General features: G+C 49.0%; 23 protein-coding genes. 22 read left to right on the top strand and 1 reads right to left on the bottom strand.

Features of this window, described 5'->3' with window-relative positions:
• Window positions 1–165: 165 nt before the first annotated feature.
• From ACP26L_RS01180 to ACP26L_RS01235, 12 genes are all read left to right on the top strand, one after another.
• Window positions 166–1,197, top strand: a complete 1,032-nt coding sequence (locus ACP26L_RS01180; RefSeq protein ID WP_426450637.1) for a DnaD domain protein — start codon at window positions 166–168, stop codon at window positions 1,195–1,197.
• Window positions 1,154–1,516, top strand: coding sequence for a hypothetical protein (locus tag ACP26L_RS01185; RefSeq protein ID WP_426450638.1), 363 nt, complete (start codon window positions 1,154–1,156; stop codon window positions 1,514–1,516). The genes ACP26L_RS01180 and ACP26L_RS01185 overlap by 44 nt, the downstream gene beginning before the upstream one ends.
• Window positions 1,517–1,527: 11 nt before the next feature.
• A complete protein-coding gene (locus ACP26L_RS01190; RefSeq protein ID WP_013914929.1) occupies window positions 1,528–1,755 on the top strand; it encodes a hypothetical protein in 228 nt (75 codons plus the stop codon).
• Window positions 1,756–1,770: 15 nt separating this feature from the next.
• Complete coding sequence (locus ACP26L_RS01195) at window positions 1,771–2,223, top strand: hypothetical protein (RefSeq protein ID WP_426450640.1); 453 nt, start codon at window positions 1,771–1,773, stop codon at window positions 2,221–2,223.
• 15 nt (window positions 2,224–2,238) lie between these two features.
• Complete coding sequence (locus ACP26L_RS01200) at window positions 2,239–2,490, top strand: hypothetical protein (protein WP_426450641.1); 252 nt, start codon at window positions 2,239–2,241, stop codon at window positions 2,488–2,490.
• Window positions 2,480–2,710 carry a preprotein translocase subunit YajC gene (locus ACP26L_RS01205; protein WP_426450642.1) on the top strand — a complete coding sequence of 77 codons (231 nt, stop codon included), beginning with the start codon at window positions 2,480–2,482 and terminating at the stop codon, window positions 2,708–2,710. Before ACP26L_RS01200 ends, ACP26L_RS01205 begins: the two co-directional genes overlap by 11 nt.
• Window positions 2,682–4,343 carry a DNA cytosine methyltransferase gene (locus ACP26L_RS01210; RefSeq protein WP_426450644.1) on the top strand — a complete coding sequence of 554 codons (1,662 nt, stop codon included), beginning with the start codon at window positions 2,682–2,684 and terminating at the stop codon, window positions 4,341–4,343. The genes ACP26L_RS01205 and ACP26L_RS01210 overlap by 29 nt, the downstream gene beginning before the upstream one ends.
• A 33-nt stretch (window positions 4,344–4,376) precedes the next feature.
• Window positions 4,377–4,649, top strand: a complete 273-nt coding sequence (locus ACP26L_RS01215) for a hypothetical protein (RefSeq protein ID WP_426450645.1) — start codon at window positions 4,377–4,379, stop codon at window positions 4,647–4,649.
• Between the two features lie 161 nt (window positions 4,650–4,810).
• Entirely contained in the window at window positions 4,811–5,179 is a 369-nt protein-coding gene (locus ACP26L_RS01220) for a hypothetical protein (RefSeq protein WP_426450646.1), read from the top strand.
• A gap of 740 nt (window positions 5,180–5,919) precedes the next feature.
• A complete protein-coding gene (locus tag ACP26L_RS01225) occupies window positions 5,920–6,483 on the top strand; it encodes a tyrosine-type recombinase/integrase (protein ID WP_236628784.1) in 564 nt (187 codons plus the stop codon).
• Between the two features lie 130 nt (window positions 6,484–6,613).
• Complete coding sequence (locus ACP26L_RS01230) at window positions 6,614–6,805, top strand: hypothetical protein (protein WP_426450647.1); 192 nt, start codon at window positions 6,614–6,616, stop codon at window positions 6,803–6,805.
• The gene (locus tag ACP26L_RS01235) at window positions 6,802–7,149 is read left to right on the top strand and encodes an HNH endonuclease (protein WP_426450648.1); all 348 of its coding nucleotides are present in this window, start codon (window positions 6,802–6,804) and stop codon (window positions 7,147–7,149) included. The genes ACP26L_RS01230 and ACP26L_RS01235 overlap by 4 nt, the downstream gene beginning before the upstream one ends.
• Before the next feature lie 107 nt (window positions 7,150–7,256).
• Here ACP26L_RS01235 and ACP26L_RS01240 read toward each other — a convergent pair whose 3' ends face one another.
• Window positions 7,257–7,664 (bottom strand): hypothetical protein, encoded by a 408-nt coding sequence (locus ACP26L_RS01240; protein ID WP_426450649.1) that lies wholly within the window; start codon window positions 7,662–7,664, stop codon window positions 7,257–7,259.
• Window positions 7,665–8,713: 1,049 nt separating this feature from the next.
• Between ACP26L_RS01240 and ACP26L_RS01245 the strand changes: the two genes are divergently transcribed.
• From ACP26L_RS01245 to ACP26L_RS01290, 10 genes are all read left to right on the top strand, one after another.
• A complete protein-coding gene (locus ACP26L_RS01245) occupies window positions 8,714–9,073 on the top strand; it encodes an epimerase (protein WP_426450650.1) in 360 nt (119 codons plus the stop codon).
• A gap of 341 nt (window positions 9,074–9,414) precedes the next feature.
• A complete protein-coding gene (locus ACP26L_RS01250) occupies window positions 9,415–10,086 on the top strand; it encodes a ParB N-terminal domain-containing protein (RefSeq protein ID WP_426450651.1) in 672 nt (223 codons plus the stop codon).
• An 8-nt stretch (window positions 10,087–10,094) separates the two neighbouring features.
• Window positions 10,095–10,694, top strand: a complete 600-nt coding sequence (locus ACP26L_RS01255; protein ID WP_426450653.1) for a DNA-methyltransferase — start codon at window positions 10,095–10,097, stop codon at window positions 10,692–10,694.
• A 134-nt stretch (window positions 10,695–10,828) separates the two neighbouring features.
• Window positions 10,829–11,044, top strand: a complete 216-nt coding sequence (locus ACP26L_RS01260) for a hypothetical protein (RefSeq protein ID WP_426450654.1) — start codon at window positions 10,829–10,831, stop codon at window positions 11,042–11,044.
• Between the two features lie 25 nt (window positions 11,045–11,069).
• On the top strand, window positions 11,070–11,552 hold the full coding sequence (locus ACP26L_RS01265) for a phage terminase small subunit P27 family (protein WP_426454782.1): 483 nt from the start codon (window positions 11,070–11,072) through the stop codon (window positions 11,550–11,552).
• Window positions 11,552–13,276 (top strand): terminase large subunit, encoded by a 1,725-nt coding sequence (locus ACP26L_RS01270; protein ID WP_426450655.1) that lies wholly within the window; start codon window positions 11,552–11,554, stop codon window positions 13,274–13,276. Before ACP26L_RS01265 ends, ACP26L_RS01270 begins: the two co-directional genes overlap by 1 nt.
• Window positions 13,277–13,319: 43 nt before the next feature.
• Window positions 13,320–14,525 carry a phage portal protein gene (locus ACP26L_RS01275; protein WP_426450657.1) on the top strand — a complete coding sequence of 402 codons (1,206 nt, stop codon included), beginning with the start codon at window positions 13,320–13,322 and terminating at the stop codon, window positions 14,523–14,525.
• The gene (locus tag ACP26L_RS01280; RefSeq protein ID WP_426450659.1) at window positions 14,522–15,253 is read left to right on the top strand and encodes a head maturation protease, ClpP-related; all 732 of its coding nucleotides are present in this window, start codon (window positions 14,522–14,524) and stop codon (window positions 15,251–15,253) included. Before ACP26L_RS01275 ends, ACP26L_RS01280 begins: the two co-directional genes overlap by 4 nt.
• 5 nt (window positions 15,254–15,258) lie before the next feature.
• On the top strand, window positions 15,259–16,410 hold the full coding sequence (locus ACP26L_RS01285) for a phage major capsid protein (protein WP_426450660.1): 1,152 nt from the start codon (window positions 15,259–15,261) through the stop codon (window positions 16,408–16,410).
• A 15-nt stretch (window positions 16,411–16,425) separates the two neighbouring features.
• On the top strand, window positions 16,426–16,737 hold the full coding sequence (locus ACP26L_RS01290; RefSeq protein ID WP_426450662.1) for a head-tail connector protein: 312 nt from the start codon (window positions 16,426–16,428) through the stop codon (window positions 16,735–16,737).

A 16,737-nucleotide genomic window follows, 5' to 3' on the forward strand; every position in this document is an offset into this window, starting at 1 on the left:
AGGAGCTCGAGCTCTTGGCCCGAGCAGCGGAGAAGCAGGTGACAGGGACCGATTATCGGTCCCGTCAGTATCAAGTCCTGGCACAGCGATTAAGGCAGTCAAAATCGAATTTTCATCGGGCACACGAGGCTGTGTTTGCTGCCCGGTACGGATGGGGGCCGCCGTATGTGGATTGAGAGTCACCAGGAGCTCGCCAGACATCCGAAGACGAAGAAGCTTGCCCGTAAGCTGAGGGTTACTGTACCGGCTGCGATCGGCCACCTTCACCTGTTGTGGTGGTGGGCGCTTGATTTTGCACCGGATGGGAATCTGTCCAGATATGACAGGGAGGATATCGCCGAAGCCGCAATGTCGGAAGCGGAAGCTGACGATTTCATTCACGCATTGACGGAGTCTGGTTGGGTGGACGAGGACGAGACGTCCGGGGAGCTTCGGCTGCATGATTGGTATGACTATGCCGGACGTCTCTTGGAAAAGCGCGAAGAGGACCGGGAGAGGAAGCGGAAATCTCGGCGAGCGTCCAAGGATGTCCGCGTGACGTCCGACGGACAGTCGGAAGACGGCGCACGTACCGTACCTAACCGTACCGTACCTAACAATACATTACCTAACCATACAGAACCCACAGAAGAAGACGATGACCCAAGCACATCACAGGAGCAAGCAGCATCCGAGGTGGGGGCAGTCTCGGATCCTAAAGCTTCGGCTGCATCTGCTTTTGCACAGTCCATCTTGGATGTCTATGTGACCGTATTCGGGAATCTGTCCATGCCCCCATTGATCAGCGGGTTCATCGTGAAGCTTATGGACAAGGGGCATCCGGAGGAGTTCGTCAAGGAGCTGCTGCTTGAGGCTGGTGAGAGCTCAAACGGGAAGCCGAATATCCGCTTCCTGGAGACCATTGCTGAACGGTGGGAGAGAGAAGGAATCGGCACAAGGGAAGAGGCCAAACGGAAGAAGCAGCAGGCGGCCAAAAATGGCCGGAATTCTGCCCGAACCCAGCGAAGCAAGCCGCACCTGCCGTTGGCCGGGACGACACAGCCTCCGAAGATGCTTACACGTGAAGCGTTCCGGGAGACCAGGGACATGGCCCGCACGATGGACAAGCTTGCTCCCATGACGGACAAGGAGTTCGAAGATGCCTGGACACAGTATGAAACCAAGTGGAGAACGAAGCATGCCCCAGCCGCTGGTTGAGAGTGATTACGCTTTTCTCCTTACGGATCCGCGGCCAGATCTCGAGAAGGACAGCAAGCTATGGAGCCGGTTAATTCGTGAGTGTATTTTCCTCCCGGACCGCAGGAAGGCGCTGGAGCTCAGTTTTAGGCTCTGGACGATCCGGAGTATTGGGACGATTATTCGCTGGACGCATCATGGCAGCCGGCTGGAGCCGATCCTGCTGAGTCCAGACAGCGCTTGGCCGTCTCAGGAGTTTTATGACGAGATGAAGGACAAGTACCTGAAGCCGTATGCGGCAGAGATTCGGACATTGCTATTGAAAGTAACAACGCAGTAAGGAGACAGGCCATGGAGGAGTACCGGGAAGAGAATCAAGTGACCATTGATGATCTGCTGAACGAGCTGGAGGCCAGTGAAGTGAGGCAGGCGGACGATAGTCTGAACGGTTTTTATTTTGATGGAGCCAAGAGAGTATTCGTGTCATTCGTAAAGGGTCAGCGATATTATGAGACGAATGGGCAAGGTATGCCGGCTGAATGGAAAGAGCGAATTAGACGTGAGAGATACTTTGTGTAACCGGGGGGATGACGTGTGGAGGAGAGACAGGAAGATTTAACTCCAGTGCTCACTAAGGGACAAGCCGTGCTATATGAGTTTCTTAAGACGGGGAAGTACACGTACAAGGAAATACTGTTCAAAACGGACATAGCCCATTCAAGCATCCGCCAGTACGTAAGAGTGCTCATCCAGTGCGGCCTCGTAGTGAGAACGGAGAGGAAGGGGCAGTCCTGGTTTACTGCAGCAGATATCTCCAATGAGGTCCGCACATCCAAAAGTATTCTGCAACGTGCATATGTGTTGAGTGACGAGGATCCACTTCTCAGGACACTGAAGATTGAACTTAACCGGCATGATCTGGAACGATTACATGCAAACCGTCATAGACCCAGATCCATTCTGGCTCGAGAGTTCGGTATGACTCGTTTTCAGCTCAATTATGCGCTTGAACGGGCCGCGGCAGCGGTTTTGACAAATACACGGTAATGGAGGTTATGTCTCATGTCAGTGCTGGAACAAATTCAGGAGCTTCAGGAAGGTACCAGAATCATTATCACGAGTGGGATCACCGTGCAGCTGGTTCGGGTAGATGACTTGAAGAATCTTTTTGACACCGTCGAGCAGCAAGCATTGCATATCGTTGAGCTTGAACGCGAGCTTAGCCGGCTTACAGGGAACGAGCAGGCTGTGAAGGAGCTTTACACCAGGATGGAAGCAGTTAAGGGGAAGGGGAGCGAATCGAATGAGTGCTGAAGTCCAGGAGCATGCCGAACGGATTGATCGTCTCTTAAAGGTGGACCGTCAGGTGGTGCTGGCGGCCAGGATACACGGGTTGATCCTCGGGGTGAGGAACAAGGAGCTGACGATCGAGGATGTTATCCGGTTTACCAACATCGATAGGGAGCAATTGCTTAAGATGATGGAGAGCGAAGGAGGAAGCGCGGATGCAACTGCTTCGGGAAATTGTAGTTGATAACTTTGCAGGTGGCGGCGGAGCAAGCACAGGTATTGAGCTGGCTATCGGTCGGAGCGTCGATGTAGCTATTAACCATGACCCAGCTGCCATCGCAATGCACGAAGTGAACCACCCGGAGACTGAACATTACTGCGAGTCGGTGTGGGATGTAGATCCCAGAAAGGCAGCTGCCGGACGGCAAGTAGCATTGTGCTGGCTCAGCCCTGACTGCAAGCATTTTTCCAAAGCCAAAGGTGGTAAACCGGTCGAAAAGAAGATACGAGGTCTCGCGTGGGTGGCATTGCGGTGGGCCGCAACGGTTCGTCCCCGGGTAATTATGCTTGAGAATGTTGAGGAGTTTACAACCTGGGGGCCGTTAAAAGATGGTCGGCCGGATCAGAAGCAGAGGGGACGAACATTCAGATCCTTCGTTAATGCGCTTCAGAGACAGGGGTACCAGGTGGATTGGAGAGAACTGCGGGCCTGCGATTACGGAGCCCCCACCATTCGAAAAAGGCTATTCCTGATTGCCCGATGCGACGGCCGGCCGATCGTCTGGCCGCTGCCAACACACGGGAATCCTAACAGTCTGCCGGTAAAAGCGAAGAAGCTAAAACCATGGCGTACTGCGGCGGAGATTATTGACTGGTCGATTCCCTGCCCAAGCATCTTCGAGCGCAGTCGACCGTTGGCGGAGAATACACTGCGGCGGATTGCTCGGGGGATCAAGCGGTTCGTGATCGATACCCCCGAGCCGTTCATCGTCCGTATCGGGCAGACGGGTTTTGGCGGTGACAGGCTGCAGTACAAGGTAGACGAGCCTCTAACCACGATTACAACCAAGGCGGAGCATCTCTTGGTTGCCCCGTTCCTCGCGCAGTACCACAGCGAGACGGCGAGTCACGACGCACGTGGCCAGACAATGGATAGGCCGATATTAACGCTGGATACCTCGAACCGATACGGTTTGGTTGCAGCTTTCCTGGCAAAGCACTTCGGTGGAAATTACAATGGTCCGGGTGCAGAAATGAAGGCGCCACTGCCGACAGTTACCACGATCAATCACAACTCCGTGGTCATGGCTCATATCGCCCGGCATTTTGGCGAATCTGTAGGCAGCTCGGTTTATAAACCGATCGGTACGGTGACGGCAGGAGGTGGCGGAAAGTCCGCACTGGTAACAAGCAGCTTGATCAAACTACGCGGCACATGCCAGGATGGCCAGCCGGTTACGGATCCGATGCCGACTATTACGGCTGGGGGGTTGCATGTGGGTGAGGTCAGAGCGTTCCTCATGGCCTACTATGGTTCCGGGACTGGTCAAGAGCTTACGGACCCCTTGCATACAGTGGTGACCAAAGATCGTTTTGGGTTGGTTACGGTGGAGGGCCAAGATTTCCAGATCGTTGACATCGGTATGCGAATGCTCGAGCCGCATGAGCTCTTTGCAGCACAAGGGTTCCCAGCAGAGTATATCATCGATCGTGACGCAATCGGCAGGCGCTATCCAAAGTCAGCCCAGGTTGCACGCTGCGGGAATTCTGTACCTCCACCGTTTGCTGAGGCGCTGGTTAAGGCAAACCTACCTGAGCTGTGTAAAGCCGGAGTCCCATATAAAGGGCAACATCAATTGGAAATGCAGTTGGTGTAAAAAAATGAGTATTGAAGGACATGGGGTGAATCCATGAAGGAAAGATTTTTTATCCGTACACGTCAAAAAGGGGCAATAAAGCAGTATGAAGTGGTCGGTGAATTCGCCTTCGAGTACAGAGGCTTTAGGTTTTTTGTTCGCTGGGATTCCGATGCTTGGGTCGTTTCTGATTGCTTATGCGGGGCAGGAATTGCAGCACATAGGGATAAGGAGACAGCCATCTTCCTAGCAGCCGGCAAGATTCACATAAAGTTTGAAGAGTACCTCACAAAGTGCAAATTGACATTGAAAAAGAGAATAGCTTGAGTATGGAAGGACATAAGGCGGCCTAGCCTGTGTGGAGTACACAATAAAAATAGAGAGATAAAAATAAACCTCCACCGCACGTTTCCTTGACCGGGACGCGGTGGAGGGCAAATTCTCACCCAAATTATAGCATGCGGGGATGGGTGAGGGGAATGTCGGTTATGTATAAGATGGAGGATCTCTTTCCAGAGGCAACAAAAGCAGATATCGAACGTGCCAAGCGCTATTTGGGTCAGTATAAAGAGAAGAAAAGTCGGCTTGAATTTTTGGAAAGGAACCCACCACAGACAGAAGAACTGCGTAACGTGAAAGCTAATTTAATCAAATTTACAAGCCTTTTGGAAAGGGCTGTGGCACAGATCCTTGAAGAGGACGTTCGGAAAGTAATGGAATACCGGTTTCTCAGGGGAAACTCCAGAGCAGCAACAATTCTAAGGTTCGAACAGTGGGAATGTTGCGATAAAACAATCGATCGTAAAATTATCGATGGCATAGAATCCGTAGCCAATACACTATTATATTTGGAGTAAATAATGTCCATTCCTTGTCCAAGTGCTGTCCAGACAATGTCTGTTTTTGAGGGGTACAGTATCACCAAGGAGCCGATACCGGCTCGGGTGAAGTCTACTGTACCTTTATCAACGTAGGCACTCGGTCATGCTGTGGGACTTTGATCCTTAGACGCCAGTCGTCGAGGGTGTGATATGAGGGTGGGTGAAATGCCCTTTTTGTAATTTTGAATAATGGATAGTATTCACAAGGGCTGTGGATGAATTGTGTATAAAATTGTGAATAGTCTCTATTGTTTATACAATGGAAGCCAGAGGGTCGCTTATGCGGCTCTTTTTTTATTTGGGGTGAGGGGCATATGGGGAAACGTCAGATACGTAGGGAACCACATCCTCCAATGCAACCGGACATCTGTAAAGGTTGCTACTGGGGCCGCTGGGAAGCATCGAAACAGTTCTGTTCTAAACCGACGTGTACCCGAAGAGGAGTTGCCACGCGGAAAAGTGCAGTCAAATGAGCCGGGTGGAGTGAACGAGATGCTGAAACCGAATGAGAATATTCGATGGGAGTATATCTGTACTTATAACGGCGAACATGTTTATGTCTTATACCTAAGAGGAAAGTTCAGTTCGGTTGCTGTCACTAGGCGCTGGTATGACATTGGCCAGTTGAATTCTGCCATGAACAAATAGTGTAGGAGGGACAAGAGCGCATGAGATATCTATTTGGTATGGAGGGAAGGTGATCCGGGTTGAACAGCGTGGAACCAATTCGCGACTTCCAGGTCATCGATGCAATATTAAAGGAACTCAAGCAAAAGAACCCTAAGTACCATGCTATTTTCTTGGTGGGGATCTACACCGGTTTGCGAATATCAGACATGCTTCGACTTCGTGTGAAGGATTTGAAAGGAAAAGAGCTCTCCATCAGGCAAAAGAAGAACAGGAGCCAGGTATTGCTCCCAATTCACCCTGAACTGAAGAAAGGTATTGCAGAGTACATTGCCGGCCGTGATGATAACGAAATGGTTTTCTGCAGCAGACAGGTCAAGCTGAAAGTGAGAATAAAACGAGAGCTCGACCGAAGCACTGTATACAAAATGCTGAACAAGGTCTGTGGTAAATACGGGCTCACATCCATTGGTTGTCATACAACAAGAAAAACATTCGGATACCACCTCTACATGTCCAGCGAAAAGAACATCGGGCTCTTGATGGAGATCTTTGGACACAGTGATCCATCGATTACACTACGCTACATTGGCATTACTCAAGATACCATCAACAAGGCCGTTCTTAAGTTTAGCTATAGCAGTTACCCATAAATAGGACGTGTGGAACTCATTTTCTGAAAACAGGGTGAACCCTTGCCGTGCTTGGGAAAATTCGATGTGCTTGAGTTCATCAAAATATAAGATATGGGGAACTCAATTTCAATTATAAGGAGTGTTTAAGATGAGGAAATTACCTATTCGTTTCAGTGATGAAGAGAAGAAGTTGAGTGATGAGTTGCACGCTAAGGGAGCTGGCGTCACTGAGATCGCCAAGGAGCTAAATACTAGGTTTCATAATGGTATCCCAGTTCGGAACGCAGCTTCAGTCCATAATTCTATCAAAAGCAGGAAAAAGGACTGGCAGGTACAATGACCAAGCCTAAGAGGCCGTGCGGCTACCCTCTGTGCCCGGAGCTGACCGAAGGCCGCTACTGCCAGATACATCAACAACAAACCGCCAGGCAATACGATCGGCAGGTAAGGGATCCCAAGCTCATAGCCTTCTATAAGTCATCGGCTTGGTTAACCACCAGACGAGCTGCTTTGATTCGTGATAACCATCTTTGCCAATACTGCCTTAAGGAACAGCACCTTACGCCGGCGGCTATGGTCCATCATATCCAAGAAGTGCGCATGGCTTGGGAACTGCGGTTGCAGCTTGATAATCTGGTTAGCCTTTGCGATGCCTGTCACAACAGAATACACGGAACCATATAAAGATGGGCTAGTCGTTGAACTAACTGGCAGAATAGTAATAATGTTTAATAACGAAAAAACACAAGTGAAGGGATTCACCTGTGTTAGAGAGAGACTAAAATAAGAGTTTACTGAGAGTGATATTCTAAGTTCAATTTCTCTTTTAATTCTTCTATTTTACTAAGAGACTCCTTAATTACTACATCATGCTTTGGGTCATTTTTATCTTTCGGATTTAACTTTGCAAAATACCCCACCTGGATTTTAATAATTTGCTTTGTGTAATACCTCTCTTTATCATTGTATTTCCCATCTGTGAATTTACTCATAAATCTAGATTCTTCCTCAAAAAACAAATCCAAGTTTTTAATAACATCCTCTAAAATTGCTAAGGCTTCCGTACAATCATTATAGAATTTTTCTGAGATCTCTATCTTATTATCATTTCCAGCATTCAAATCTGAATTCTCCTTTTTATTATTTGAGCAAGCCGTAACAATTAAAAACGCCATTACAAGGCAGGCAATCAAACGCATGAACGGCTCCCATTTTTTAAAATTTGAGATATCTCTTCAGCTTTTTACGACTAATGAAGGCATTGTAACATAAATTGAATGCGATTGTTTCACTAATGTCTGTTTTGTTATAGGGAATTTCCTGTTGAATACTATTTATGGCATGGTCGGATTCAGGCTGTCTTATGATGATAGATTGTAAAGAGTAGAAGGGATTAAGCTAACTGGAATGAAAGCACAGCACCAGGGAGCAGATCGCCAGGGTAGCTGTTCCCTGGTTCGCGTTAAGCTAAAGGGCAGGATAGTGGAGAAATATGTTAAAATTGGAATCGAAATTGATATTGTACCGGGGTGGGAGGATCGTGGAATTTATATTTATTTTTCTGCCAGCATTTTTGTTCATGATGTGCTTCCTAATCACAATCCGTGCTTTCATAAACAAAGACACTGGACTCGGTACGTTTTTAACCTTTGTTACTTCAGGGATTTTTGGAGTGTTGTTTTGGCTTTGTATTATGAGTGTTGAAGGCTAAGGCCAACTGAAGAAACGGTAGCGAAATACTAGTGTGTTCGGTGAATCGAATTGGTCCTTTGAAGTAACGGAACGATAGGGGGGTGAAAAATTGAATTTCATTCTTATTATGATTTCTTTATTAGTTTCAACGAGTTTATCTGTTCTGTTATGGAAAAAAAGAAACCACAAATGGTTGGCTATGCTATCTGCACTTTTTATTAATACGCTATTTTTAACAATAGTCGTTTGGGTTTATTATAGCTTTGATGATGAGACAAGAATGTTCGGATTTGGTCATTCTGGTCGTTATGTGTTGTTTTTTTCAATCCCAATAATAACTTGGATTAACTTTCTAATTCTCTCCTTTGTGATAAATAGGGACGTAAGAACAAAAAATATTTAGTTACTTTAAAGTTCAACTATCGGGGAACGTTAGTTGAATGAAGATGCGAAGGCAGCCGGCCAATAGATCGGCTGCCTCGTTGCGATGAGGGCAGGATAATTCAATTACAAAGCCGAAGACATAAATCAGTGAGAGTGACGAGGAGGAATTTCAATGAGTGAAGATTTATTGAATCACTTTGGTAAGATATTAGTTCAGAATGTTCGGGATACAAGCATTCAGCATTGGGATAAAATTGTGCATGGTCAGATGAACGATGAAGAAAGTCAAAAACTGCAGTCTCTAGATAGTTCAGAATTGGAACTAATACAGCGGTTAATACCAAAAATAGTAGACACAACTATCCATTACATGCTTTCTACGATTGAACAAGAAGACACTATTGATATAAGTATTGATGGCGAGTTCAATGCCACAGAAAAACTGAGCCTTGAAAGTGATGGGTTAGCAGGAGAACTGTACGGTAAAAACGGATGGATTAGAAAGTTTAGTTCACAAAGAACATTCACCTAACTGGGAACGATAGCGCAATGACCAGGGAGCAGATGCCGCGCGGCAGCTACTCCCTTTTTTGTCATCCTACATCTGAAAGCAATCAAGGAACAAGTCATTTTGCTTTGCTCAACTACAGGATTGAATGAAAGGAGGTTGATTCCAATGTAGTGCCAAACGAACGAGAATCAATTCTGAGACACGGGCTGTCTTGGGTAAACCAGAGAGATACGAGTTCTCAAAAGACTCCCCCCCTGCCTTCAAAGCTGTTTAGGAGCCTCTTCGGGACCGACGGGGCCTCGCGTGTAAAAAAATTTCCCTTTTTGGGCACAAGGGGGGAAACAAAATTAGGAGTGATTGTTTTGCTCATCGAGAAGGTTGAAATCCATTCACTCAAGTCAAACGATTGGAATCCCAACGAGATGCAGGACCACATCTTTCACTCGTTGGTTGCAAGCATAAAACAGTTCGGTCTGCTGCAGCCGATTCTCATCCGTTCGGACAGAACGATTATCAAGGGCGAGAAGAGATGGCGTGCGGCAATTGATGCCGGGATGAGCGAAGTCCTTTGTGTCATGGTGGAGTCTTCCGAGGAAGAATCAAAACTGCTAACCGTCAGCCTGAATCACCTGCGCGGCCAGACCAATGAGGAGATTCTGGCCTCCCTGGTGAACGAGCTTTCAGACTTCTACTCGCTGGACGAGATTTCTACATACACCGGGTTTACGCTCACTGAGCTCAATACAGTGATCGACGGACTTGAAACCGATACGGAGATGGATCCGCAGGTCGAGGATGATGGTTTTGATTTGGAGGGCGCGGTCGGTGAGATCAAGGAGCCGCAGACAAAGCCGGGCACCCTTTGGCGCCTTGGCCGGCATCTCTTAATGTGTGGGGATTCAACTTCGAAGGCTAACGTAGCCAGGTTGATGGCAGGCCATAAGGCTGATCTGGTAGTTACGGATCCTCCCTACAACGTTGCTGTGAAAAGTAATTCAAGCAAGCTTCAATCCGATGCCGGGGACAAATCTTAAATGACGATATGCCCGACGAGCAATTCAAGGCATTCCTGGCTGACGTTTTCAGGAACTATGCTGATCATATGGACTCGAAAGCAGCCATCTATGTGTTCCATCCCTATTCTTACCAACGTGAATTTGAAAACGTAATGAATGAGAATGGCATTGTTGTAAGAAACCAGTGCATCTGGGTGAAGAATGCTGCTTCATTCGGATTTGCACAATACAAACGAAAGCATGAGCCAGTGTTTTATGCCCATCTGAAGGGGAAGGCCCCGTCCTGGTACGGTGATATGAAGCAGACGACGGTGTGGAAGGCTGGGCTCCCCGTAGAGCAGCCGGCGCCAGAAACGGTCTGGGAAATATCTCGAGGAGACGTCACAAAATACGTTCATCCGACCCAAAAACCTCTTGATTTGCTGGAGATTCCGATCAAAAACAGCAGCAAAAAAGGGGATTTAGTACTCGATTTGTTTGGAGGTAGTGGGTCAACCCTAATGACCTGCGAGCAGATGGGAAGAACCTGCTTCAGTATGGAGCTCGACCCGGTGTTCTGTGACGTAATCAAAAAGCGGTTTTCTGAAGCAACCGGGATTGAGCCGGTTGAGGTCGAAGCCAAATAAAAGGAGGAGAGCGCTGGTACGCCTCCTCCTTTTTGCCCAGGTCATCCCCTGGTTGAGTTAGTGGGAATCCGTGGCCACGGTGCTTGTGTCCACTAACTCTGCATTCATCTTAATGGATACCAGGGGTGACTTCAATGAAAAATTCAGAAGATGTACTAGCGGAATTAGAAAAGGCTAAAAGTCGGTACAGGACCATTCTCCAAGCAGGTATCTCCAAATGGGTCAAAGACTTTCAGGACGGCAAGATCAAAATTCAGTCGGTTGACGATTTGCGGAAGCTCATCGAAATCGACATCGATATATTGAAAGACGACTTCGTTTTGACCAAAAATCAACGGAAAAGGAGGTGAGATATGTGTGGCTGGGAGAAAGGCTATGCCTGTTAACTTACTTCTGATTAAGGGGAAAAAGCACCTGACGAAGGAAGAAATTGAGGCGCGGCAGGAACGAGAGAAGCAGCTGCAGCCGAATTCTAACCGTACCAACCCACCGAGTTGGCTATGTGATACAGCAAAAAAAGAATTCAGGCGAATCGCAAAGGAGCTCAAGGAAGTTGATCTGCTCACGAATGTGGATGTGAATGCCCTTGCGCTTTATTGTGACGCCTATGCTGATTACATTGAGGTGACCAGGATCATCAAAAACGATGGGCTAATGGTCGAGCATACGAACAAATCAGGAGTAACTAACGAAGTGGCTCATCCTCTTCTGGCCAAGAAAAAGCAGATGCATGAACAAATGCGATCCTTGGCTATCGAGTTCGGGCTTACACCGGCCTCGAGGGCCAAGATCGCCATGCCTCCGCGTGGACAGCCAGACGAGGAAGACGAATTCGAGAAGACGTTCGGTGATGTTTAATGCTGAAACAGTTTCTTATCGATTACAGCCACGATGTTATCGACGGTGAAGTGATCGCATGCAAAAAGCACAAGTGGGCGTGCATGAGGTTCCTTCGGGATATCGAACGGGAGGGAACAGAAGAGTTTCCCTATATCTTTGATGAAGAGCGCGCAATGCGCTTTTTTTTATGGATGAACCTTTTTCGGCACACGAAAGGTGTACTGAAGGATCAACGAATCGAGCCGCACGAAATCCAGTACTTTATTTTCGGCAACATCTATGGATGGGTTCACATGGTCACCGGGTACCGGCGGTTCAATAAGGGATATTGGCAGGTAGGCCGTAAGAACGCGAAGTCTCAAAGCAACGCCTGTGTCGCTTCTTACGAGGCATCGGCATTTGGTGAGGCGATGGCGGAGGTCTATTGCGCTGCGACAAAACGCGAGCAGGCCAAGATCGTATGGTCCGAAGCGGATTACATGATTAAGCAGTGCCCAGATTTGAAGGGTAAGTTCAAAACGTCTTACGGCATCATCAGGCACCTGAAAAGCAACTCCATCATCAAGCCGCTGAGCCAGGAGGACAAGAAGAAGGGTGACGGTCTTAATCCGCAGTGCGGCATCATTGACGAATATCATGCTCATGATACGGATGAAATGCTGAACGTCATCGACTCCGGTATGATCGCGCGGGCTCAGCCGCTGATCTTTATCATCACCACAGCTGGTACGAATCTCAACAGCCCTTGTTACCGCACCGAGTACCACTTCGTTTCCCGGCTGCTCGATCCCGATGACCCCACCGAGGTAGAATCCTATTTCGCCATGGTGAACGAGCTCGACAAGGATGAGGACGGAAACCTGATCGATGACATCAAAGATGAGTCGGTTTGGGTTAAAGCCAATCCTATTGCATGCTCTTATCCCGAGGGCATTCAGAAGATGCGGTCCCGGCTGAAAGAAGCGCTCGAGAAGCCGGAGATGATGGAAGACTTCATGACCAAAAACATGAATGTCTGGATGAGTCATCCCAAAAAGCAGTACATGAACATGGAGAAATGGGCTGCCTGCGGTATCACCAAACGCAGAAAGTTGGCGCCCGAGGAGCAGCTGCCCGACGTTACGGGACTCACCTGTTATGCAGGCGTGGATATGTCAATGAAGATCGACTTGTCTTCCGTTGGCTTTGTGGTTCCACTTTCCTCCGGAAGCTTTTACGTTGCCCAGCACTCCTTTATTCCAGAAGAAACGCTGGAAAAAAAGAAAAGGACAGACAAGGTCCCGTATGACCTCTGGATCCGCAAAGGGTGGTTAACCGTAATCCCTGGACCGGTGGTCGATCAAACGGCCATCGAGGCCTACATGGTCAAGGAGGAAGAGCGGAGGGGATGGATGATGAGGGAAATTTGCTATGACCCTTACGCAGCGACCCAGTTTGCTCAAAACATGGCTGATCGAGGCTACGAAATCATCGAGATTCGGCAAGGGATCCAGACGCTTTCTGAGCCTACCAAGGAGTTTAGGGAGTTTGTGCTGCAGAAACGCCTCATTCATGGAGACGATCCCGTTCTTACTTGGGCACTCGGCAATGCCGTAACCAAGTCGGATGACAAGGAGAATCTAATGCTGGATAAGGCCAAATCCACTAACCGGATCGATCCCATTGCAGCGGTCATGAACGCCTTTGTCCGCGCCCGGGTGGCCTCCCCAGCAAGTGGAGGAGTTGAGGTTTGGACGTTCTGATCGAATAAGCAACGGGCGAATCCGAGGGGAAAGGAGGAGGAGAATGGGACTTATACAGCGGATCAAGTCGTTGTTTGGCATCAAGAATCAAACAGTGAACAGGTCACTTGGCGAGTTTGAAAAGTGGTTTAGTCCGCATAACATCTTTGATCGGTCCGGACAGCTGGATGCCAACAATGAAACGATATTCTCAGCGGTATCCCGGTTGTCTAACTCGATGGCGAGCCTGCCGCTGAAGCTGTACCGGGAATACCGGCCGGTACGCAGCCCGATTGCCCAGCTGCTTGAGTACGGTCCGAACCCGAACATGACGGGATTCGATTTCATCAGAACACTTGAGGCTTTTCGCAACACGCGCGGGAACGGCTATGCTCTGATCGAAAGAGACAGCAGGTATCAGGTGAAGGCGCTGTGGCTGCTGAATCCCAAGAAGGTCAAGCCGGTACAGGAGAGGACGACCAAGGAACTCTGGTATGAAATGGAGGGCGAGGACGGACTTTACTATGTCCATAACATGGACATGATTCATGTGAAGCACTTCCACACCCTGGGCTACGAAGGCATTTCGCCCCTTGATGTGCTTCGGAATACCATCAATTACGATTCGCAGGTGAAGCAGTTCAGCCTAAGCCAGATGGAGAGCGGCATCAAGGCTTCGTTCATTCTGAAGCTGAATAATGGCTTGCTTAATGATGACAAGAAGAAGGCCCTGCTGAAAAACTTCAGTGATTTCTACGCCAAGAATGGAAGTGGAGTCATCGTCATGGACTCCGGCCAGGATTTGAAGGAACTGAAGCAGGATATCATCGATCTCAAGGTCTTCGAGGTGGAGCGAATTACCCGGTCCCGGGTAGCTGCCGTGTTCAGCATGCCGCCGCATATGCTCGGGGATTTCTCGCAAACCTCCTTTTCGAGCATGGAGCAGCAGAGTCTTGAGTATGTGCAGATTACACTTCTGCCGATTGTCCGGATGTATGAACAGGAGTTCAACCGGAAGCTGCTCACTTCAAGCGATCAGTATTCGGGTACCGGATTCAAATTCAATATGAATGGTTTACTCCGCGGCGACACACAGACACGCGGAGAATTTTATTTTAAGGGCATTCGTTCCGGATGGTTCACTCCAAACGAGGTTAGGGCTTTTGAGGAGCTGCCGCCGCAGGCCGGCGGGGACAAGCTGTTCCTGAGCGGTGACCTATACCCTCTGGATACCCCTTTGGAGGCGAGAAAGGGGGTGAAAACAGAGTGAAAAAGTCCATTTTTGAGTTCAAAAATGCCGCGAATGACATCGGAGATGTCTATATTTACGGCGATATTGTCTCTTACCAGTGGGATGAGAGCGATACGACGGCGCAGAGCTTTAGGGACGGTCTGCAGGGTCTTGGTGAGGTCAAGACCTTGAATGTGTATATTAACTCACCTGGCGGATCCGTATTTCAGGGGCAGGCGATTCATACGATGCTCCAGCGGCATAAAGCGCATGTCAATGTCCACGTGGATGGGGTGGCTGCAAGCATTGCAAGTGTCATTGCGATGGCGGCAGACACCATTTACATGCCCAAAAACGCCATGATGATGATCCATAACCCCTGGACCTATGCCTCCGGAAACGCCAAAGACCTTCGGAAAGTAGCGGATGACCTCGATCAAATTGCCCAGAGCATCATTGAAGCTTACCTCACGAAGACAGGCGAGAAGATGAGCAGGGAGCAGCTGGTCGATCTCCTGGATGCGGAGACATGGCTGACCGCGCAGGAGTGCTACGACTACGGCCTTTGTGATCAGATCGTGGAGTCGGTAGAAATCGCCGCCAGCATCAATACAGAGCAGCTTTCCAGGTACAAAAACGTGCCAAAAACGCTCATTTCTGCGATGAAACAGCCCCAAAACAGCCCAATGAGTCAGCTTCAGCGTGAGATTATGATCGCCGAGTCCAAGGAAAACATCGAAAAAATAAATCGTGTTCTGGGGGTTTGAAACCTATGTCCAAAAGACTGTATGAACTGAAAGAGAAGCTCGCCACGGTAGGCGACCAACTGAAAAACATCGAGGGCCAGCTGGTCGAGAGGCTCGCGAACCCGGCGGTTGCCATGTCGGAGATCCACGACCTCAAGAACTCCAAAAATGACCTGCAGGAACGTTTCAATCTGCTCAAAGAGCAGCATGACAAGGAAGAGGCGGAGCTCCGGGCCTCCCTCAGGCGTGAAAATCCAGTGTCTGCTGCGAATACGGACAAGGAAAAGCTCATCGCGGCAAAGGCGGAATTTATCCGGGCATCGATCCAAGGGCGTCCGGTTGCAGAAGAAGCACTGAGCACATTGCGTGCACTGCCAAGCCCCAACCCTTCCGGCGGCGATAAGTTTCTCCCGACGACGATGTCCAATGAACTCATCTCTGAGCCGCTGGTAAAGAATCCACTCCGTGAAGTGATCAAAGTATCCAACATCAAAGGGCTCGAGCTTCCGAAAATTGCATTTACGCTGGACGATGACGACTTCATTACAGACGAGCAGACAGCCAAAGAGCTCCAGCTGACCGGTGACACCGTATCTTTCGACCGGCATAAATTTAAAGTCTTTGCGAGCATTCCGGACACCATCGTTCACGGGTCGGACCTGGAGCTCGTGAACTACGTCGAAAGTGCTCTCCGTTCAGGTTTGGCAGCCAAAGAGAAGAAGGTTTCCTTCACAACCACGCCGAAGGCTGGCGAAGAGCATATGAGCTTCTACTCGGCTCAGAACAACATCACCAAGGTGCCTGGCGGCAACCTTTACGACGCGATCCAGAATGCAATTGCCGATCTGCATGAAGATTACCGGGAGACAGCCAAAGTGGCGATGAGGTTCTCCGATTATATGTCCATCGTCAGAACTCTCGCCGGTAACAACGCATCTTTCTATGATGCACCACCAGAACGAATTCTGGGCAAGCCTGCTCTCTTTTCCGATTCCGCGGTCAATCCGATCGTCGGTGACTTCCGTTATGCGCAGTTGAATTACGACGGCGACATCATCTATGAAACGGACAAGGATGTAAAGAAGGGTGAATACCTCTTCGTCCTGACGGCATGGATTGACCAGCACATGCTGCTCAAGTCCGCCTTCCGAATCGCAAACGTCGTGGCAACACCATAGAAAGGGTGATCGGCATTGCTGGCCCTGGATACGGAAGAACTGAAGACATACCTTCGGGTGGATGGGAGCGAGAATGATGGATTTCTCGCTCTTTTGGTTCATTCGGCCAAAGAATACCTGAAGGACGCGGGGGTCCCTGAGTCATCAAGTCCAAGGTACAAACTGGCCGTTATGATCCAGGTGGCTCTGAACTACGACCGGGACGGCAATGCGGCCATGGAGAAGTCCCTGGAAAGCCTGATCACTCAATTAAGGGTAGGTGAAGCAAGTTATGGCGGGAACGAGCCAGAAAACATCCTCGAAGGGCTCGGTGGAGACGGAATATAG

The organism is Paenibacillus sp. S-38 (genome assembly GCF_049942825.1).
Lineage (GTDB): Bacteria > Bacillota > Bacilli > Paenibacillales > NBRC-103111 > Paenibacillus_G.

Coding starts and splice junctions, on each gene's coding strand:
- ACP26L_RS01270 (WP_426450655.1), top strand. CDS start 11,552: ATGCTGAAACAGTTTCTTATCGATTACAGCCACGATGTTATCGACGGT.
- ACP26L_RS01240 (WP_426450649.1), bottom strand. CDS start 7,664: ATGCGTTTGATTGCCTGCCTTGTAATGGCGTTTTTAATTGTTACGGCT.
- ACP26L_RS01205 (WP_426450642.1), top strand. CDS start 2,480: ATGAGTGCTGAAGTCCAGGAGCATGCCGAACGGATTGATCGTCTCTTA.
- ACP26L_RS01190 (WP_013914929.1), top strand. CDS start 1,528: ATGGAGGAGTACCGGGAAGAGAATCAAGTGACCATTGATGATCTGCTG.
- ACP26L_RS01185 (WP_426450638.1), top strand. CDS start 1,154: ATGAAACCAAGTGGAGAACGAAGCATGCCCCAGCCGCTGGTTGAGAGT.
- ACP26L_RS01210 (WP_426450644.1), top strand. CDS start 2,682: ATGCAACTGCTTCGGGAAATTGTAGTTGATAACTTTGCAGGTGGCGGC.
- ACP26L_RS01275 (WP_426450657.1), top strand. CDS start 13,320: ATGGGACTTATACAGCGGATCAAGTCGTTGTTTGGCATCAAGAATCAA.
- ACP26L_RS01230 (WP_426450647.1), top strand. CDS start 6,614: ATGAGGAAATTACCTATTCGTTTCAGTGATGAAGAGAAGAAGTTGAGT.
- ACP26L_RS01265 (WP_426454782.1), top strand. CDS start 11,070: ATGCCTGTTAACTTACTTCTGATTAAGGGGAAAAAGCACCTGACGAAG.
- ACP26L_RS01180 (WP_426450637.1), top strand. CDS start 166: ATGTGGATTGAGAGTCACCAGGAGCTCGCCAGACATCCGAAGACGAAG.
- ACP26L_RS01285 (WP_426450660.1), top strand. CDS start 15,259: ATGTCCAAAAGACTGTATGAACTGAAAGAGAAGCTCGCCACGGTAGGC.
- ACP26L_RS01255 (WP_426450653.1), top strand. CDS start 10,095: ATGCCCGACGAGCAATTCAAGGCATTCCTGGCTGACGTTTTCAGGAAC.
- ACP26L_RS01200 (WP_426450641.1), top strand. CDS start 2,239: ATGTCAGTGCTGGAACAAATTCAGGAGCTTCAGGAAGGTACCAGAATC.
- ACP26L_RS01235 (WP_426450648.1), top strand. CDS start 6,802: ATGACCAAGCCTAAGAGGCCGTGCGGCTACCCTCTGTGCCCGGAGCTG.
- ACP26L_RS01215 (WP_426450645.1), top strand. CDS start 4,377: ATGAAGGAAAGATTTTTTATCCGTACACGTCAAAAAGGGGCAATAAAG.
- ACP26L_RS01220 (WP_426450646.1), top strand. CDS start 4,811: ATGTATAAGATGGAGGATCTCTTTCCAGAGGCAACAAAAGCAGATATC.
- ACP26L_RS01245 (WP_426450650.1), top strand. CDS start 8,714: ATGAGTGAAGATTTATTGAATCACTTTGGTAAGATATTAGTTCAGAAT.
- ACP26L_RS01260 (WP_426450654.1), top strand. CDS start 10,829: ATGAAAAATTCAGAAGATGTACTAGCGGAATTAGAAAAGGCTAAAAGT.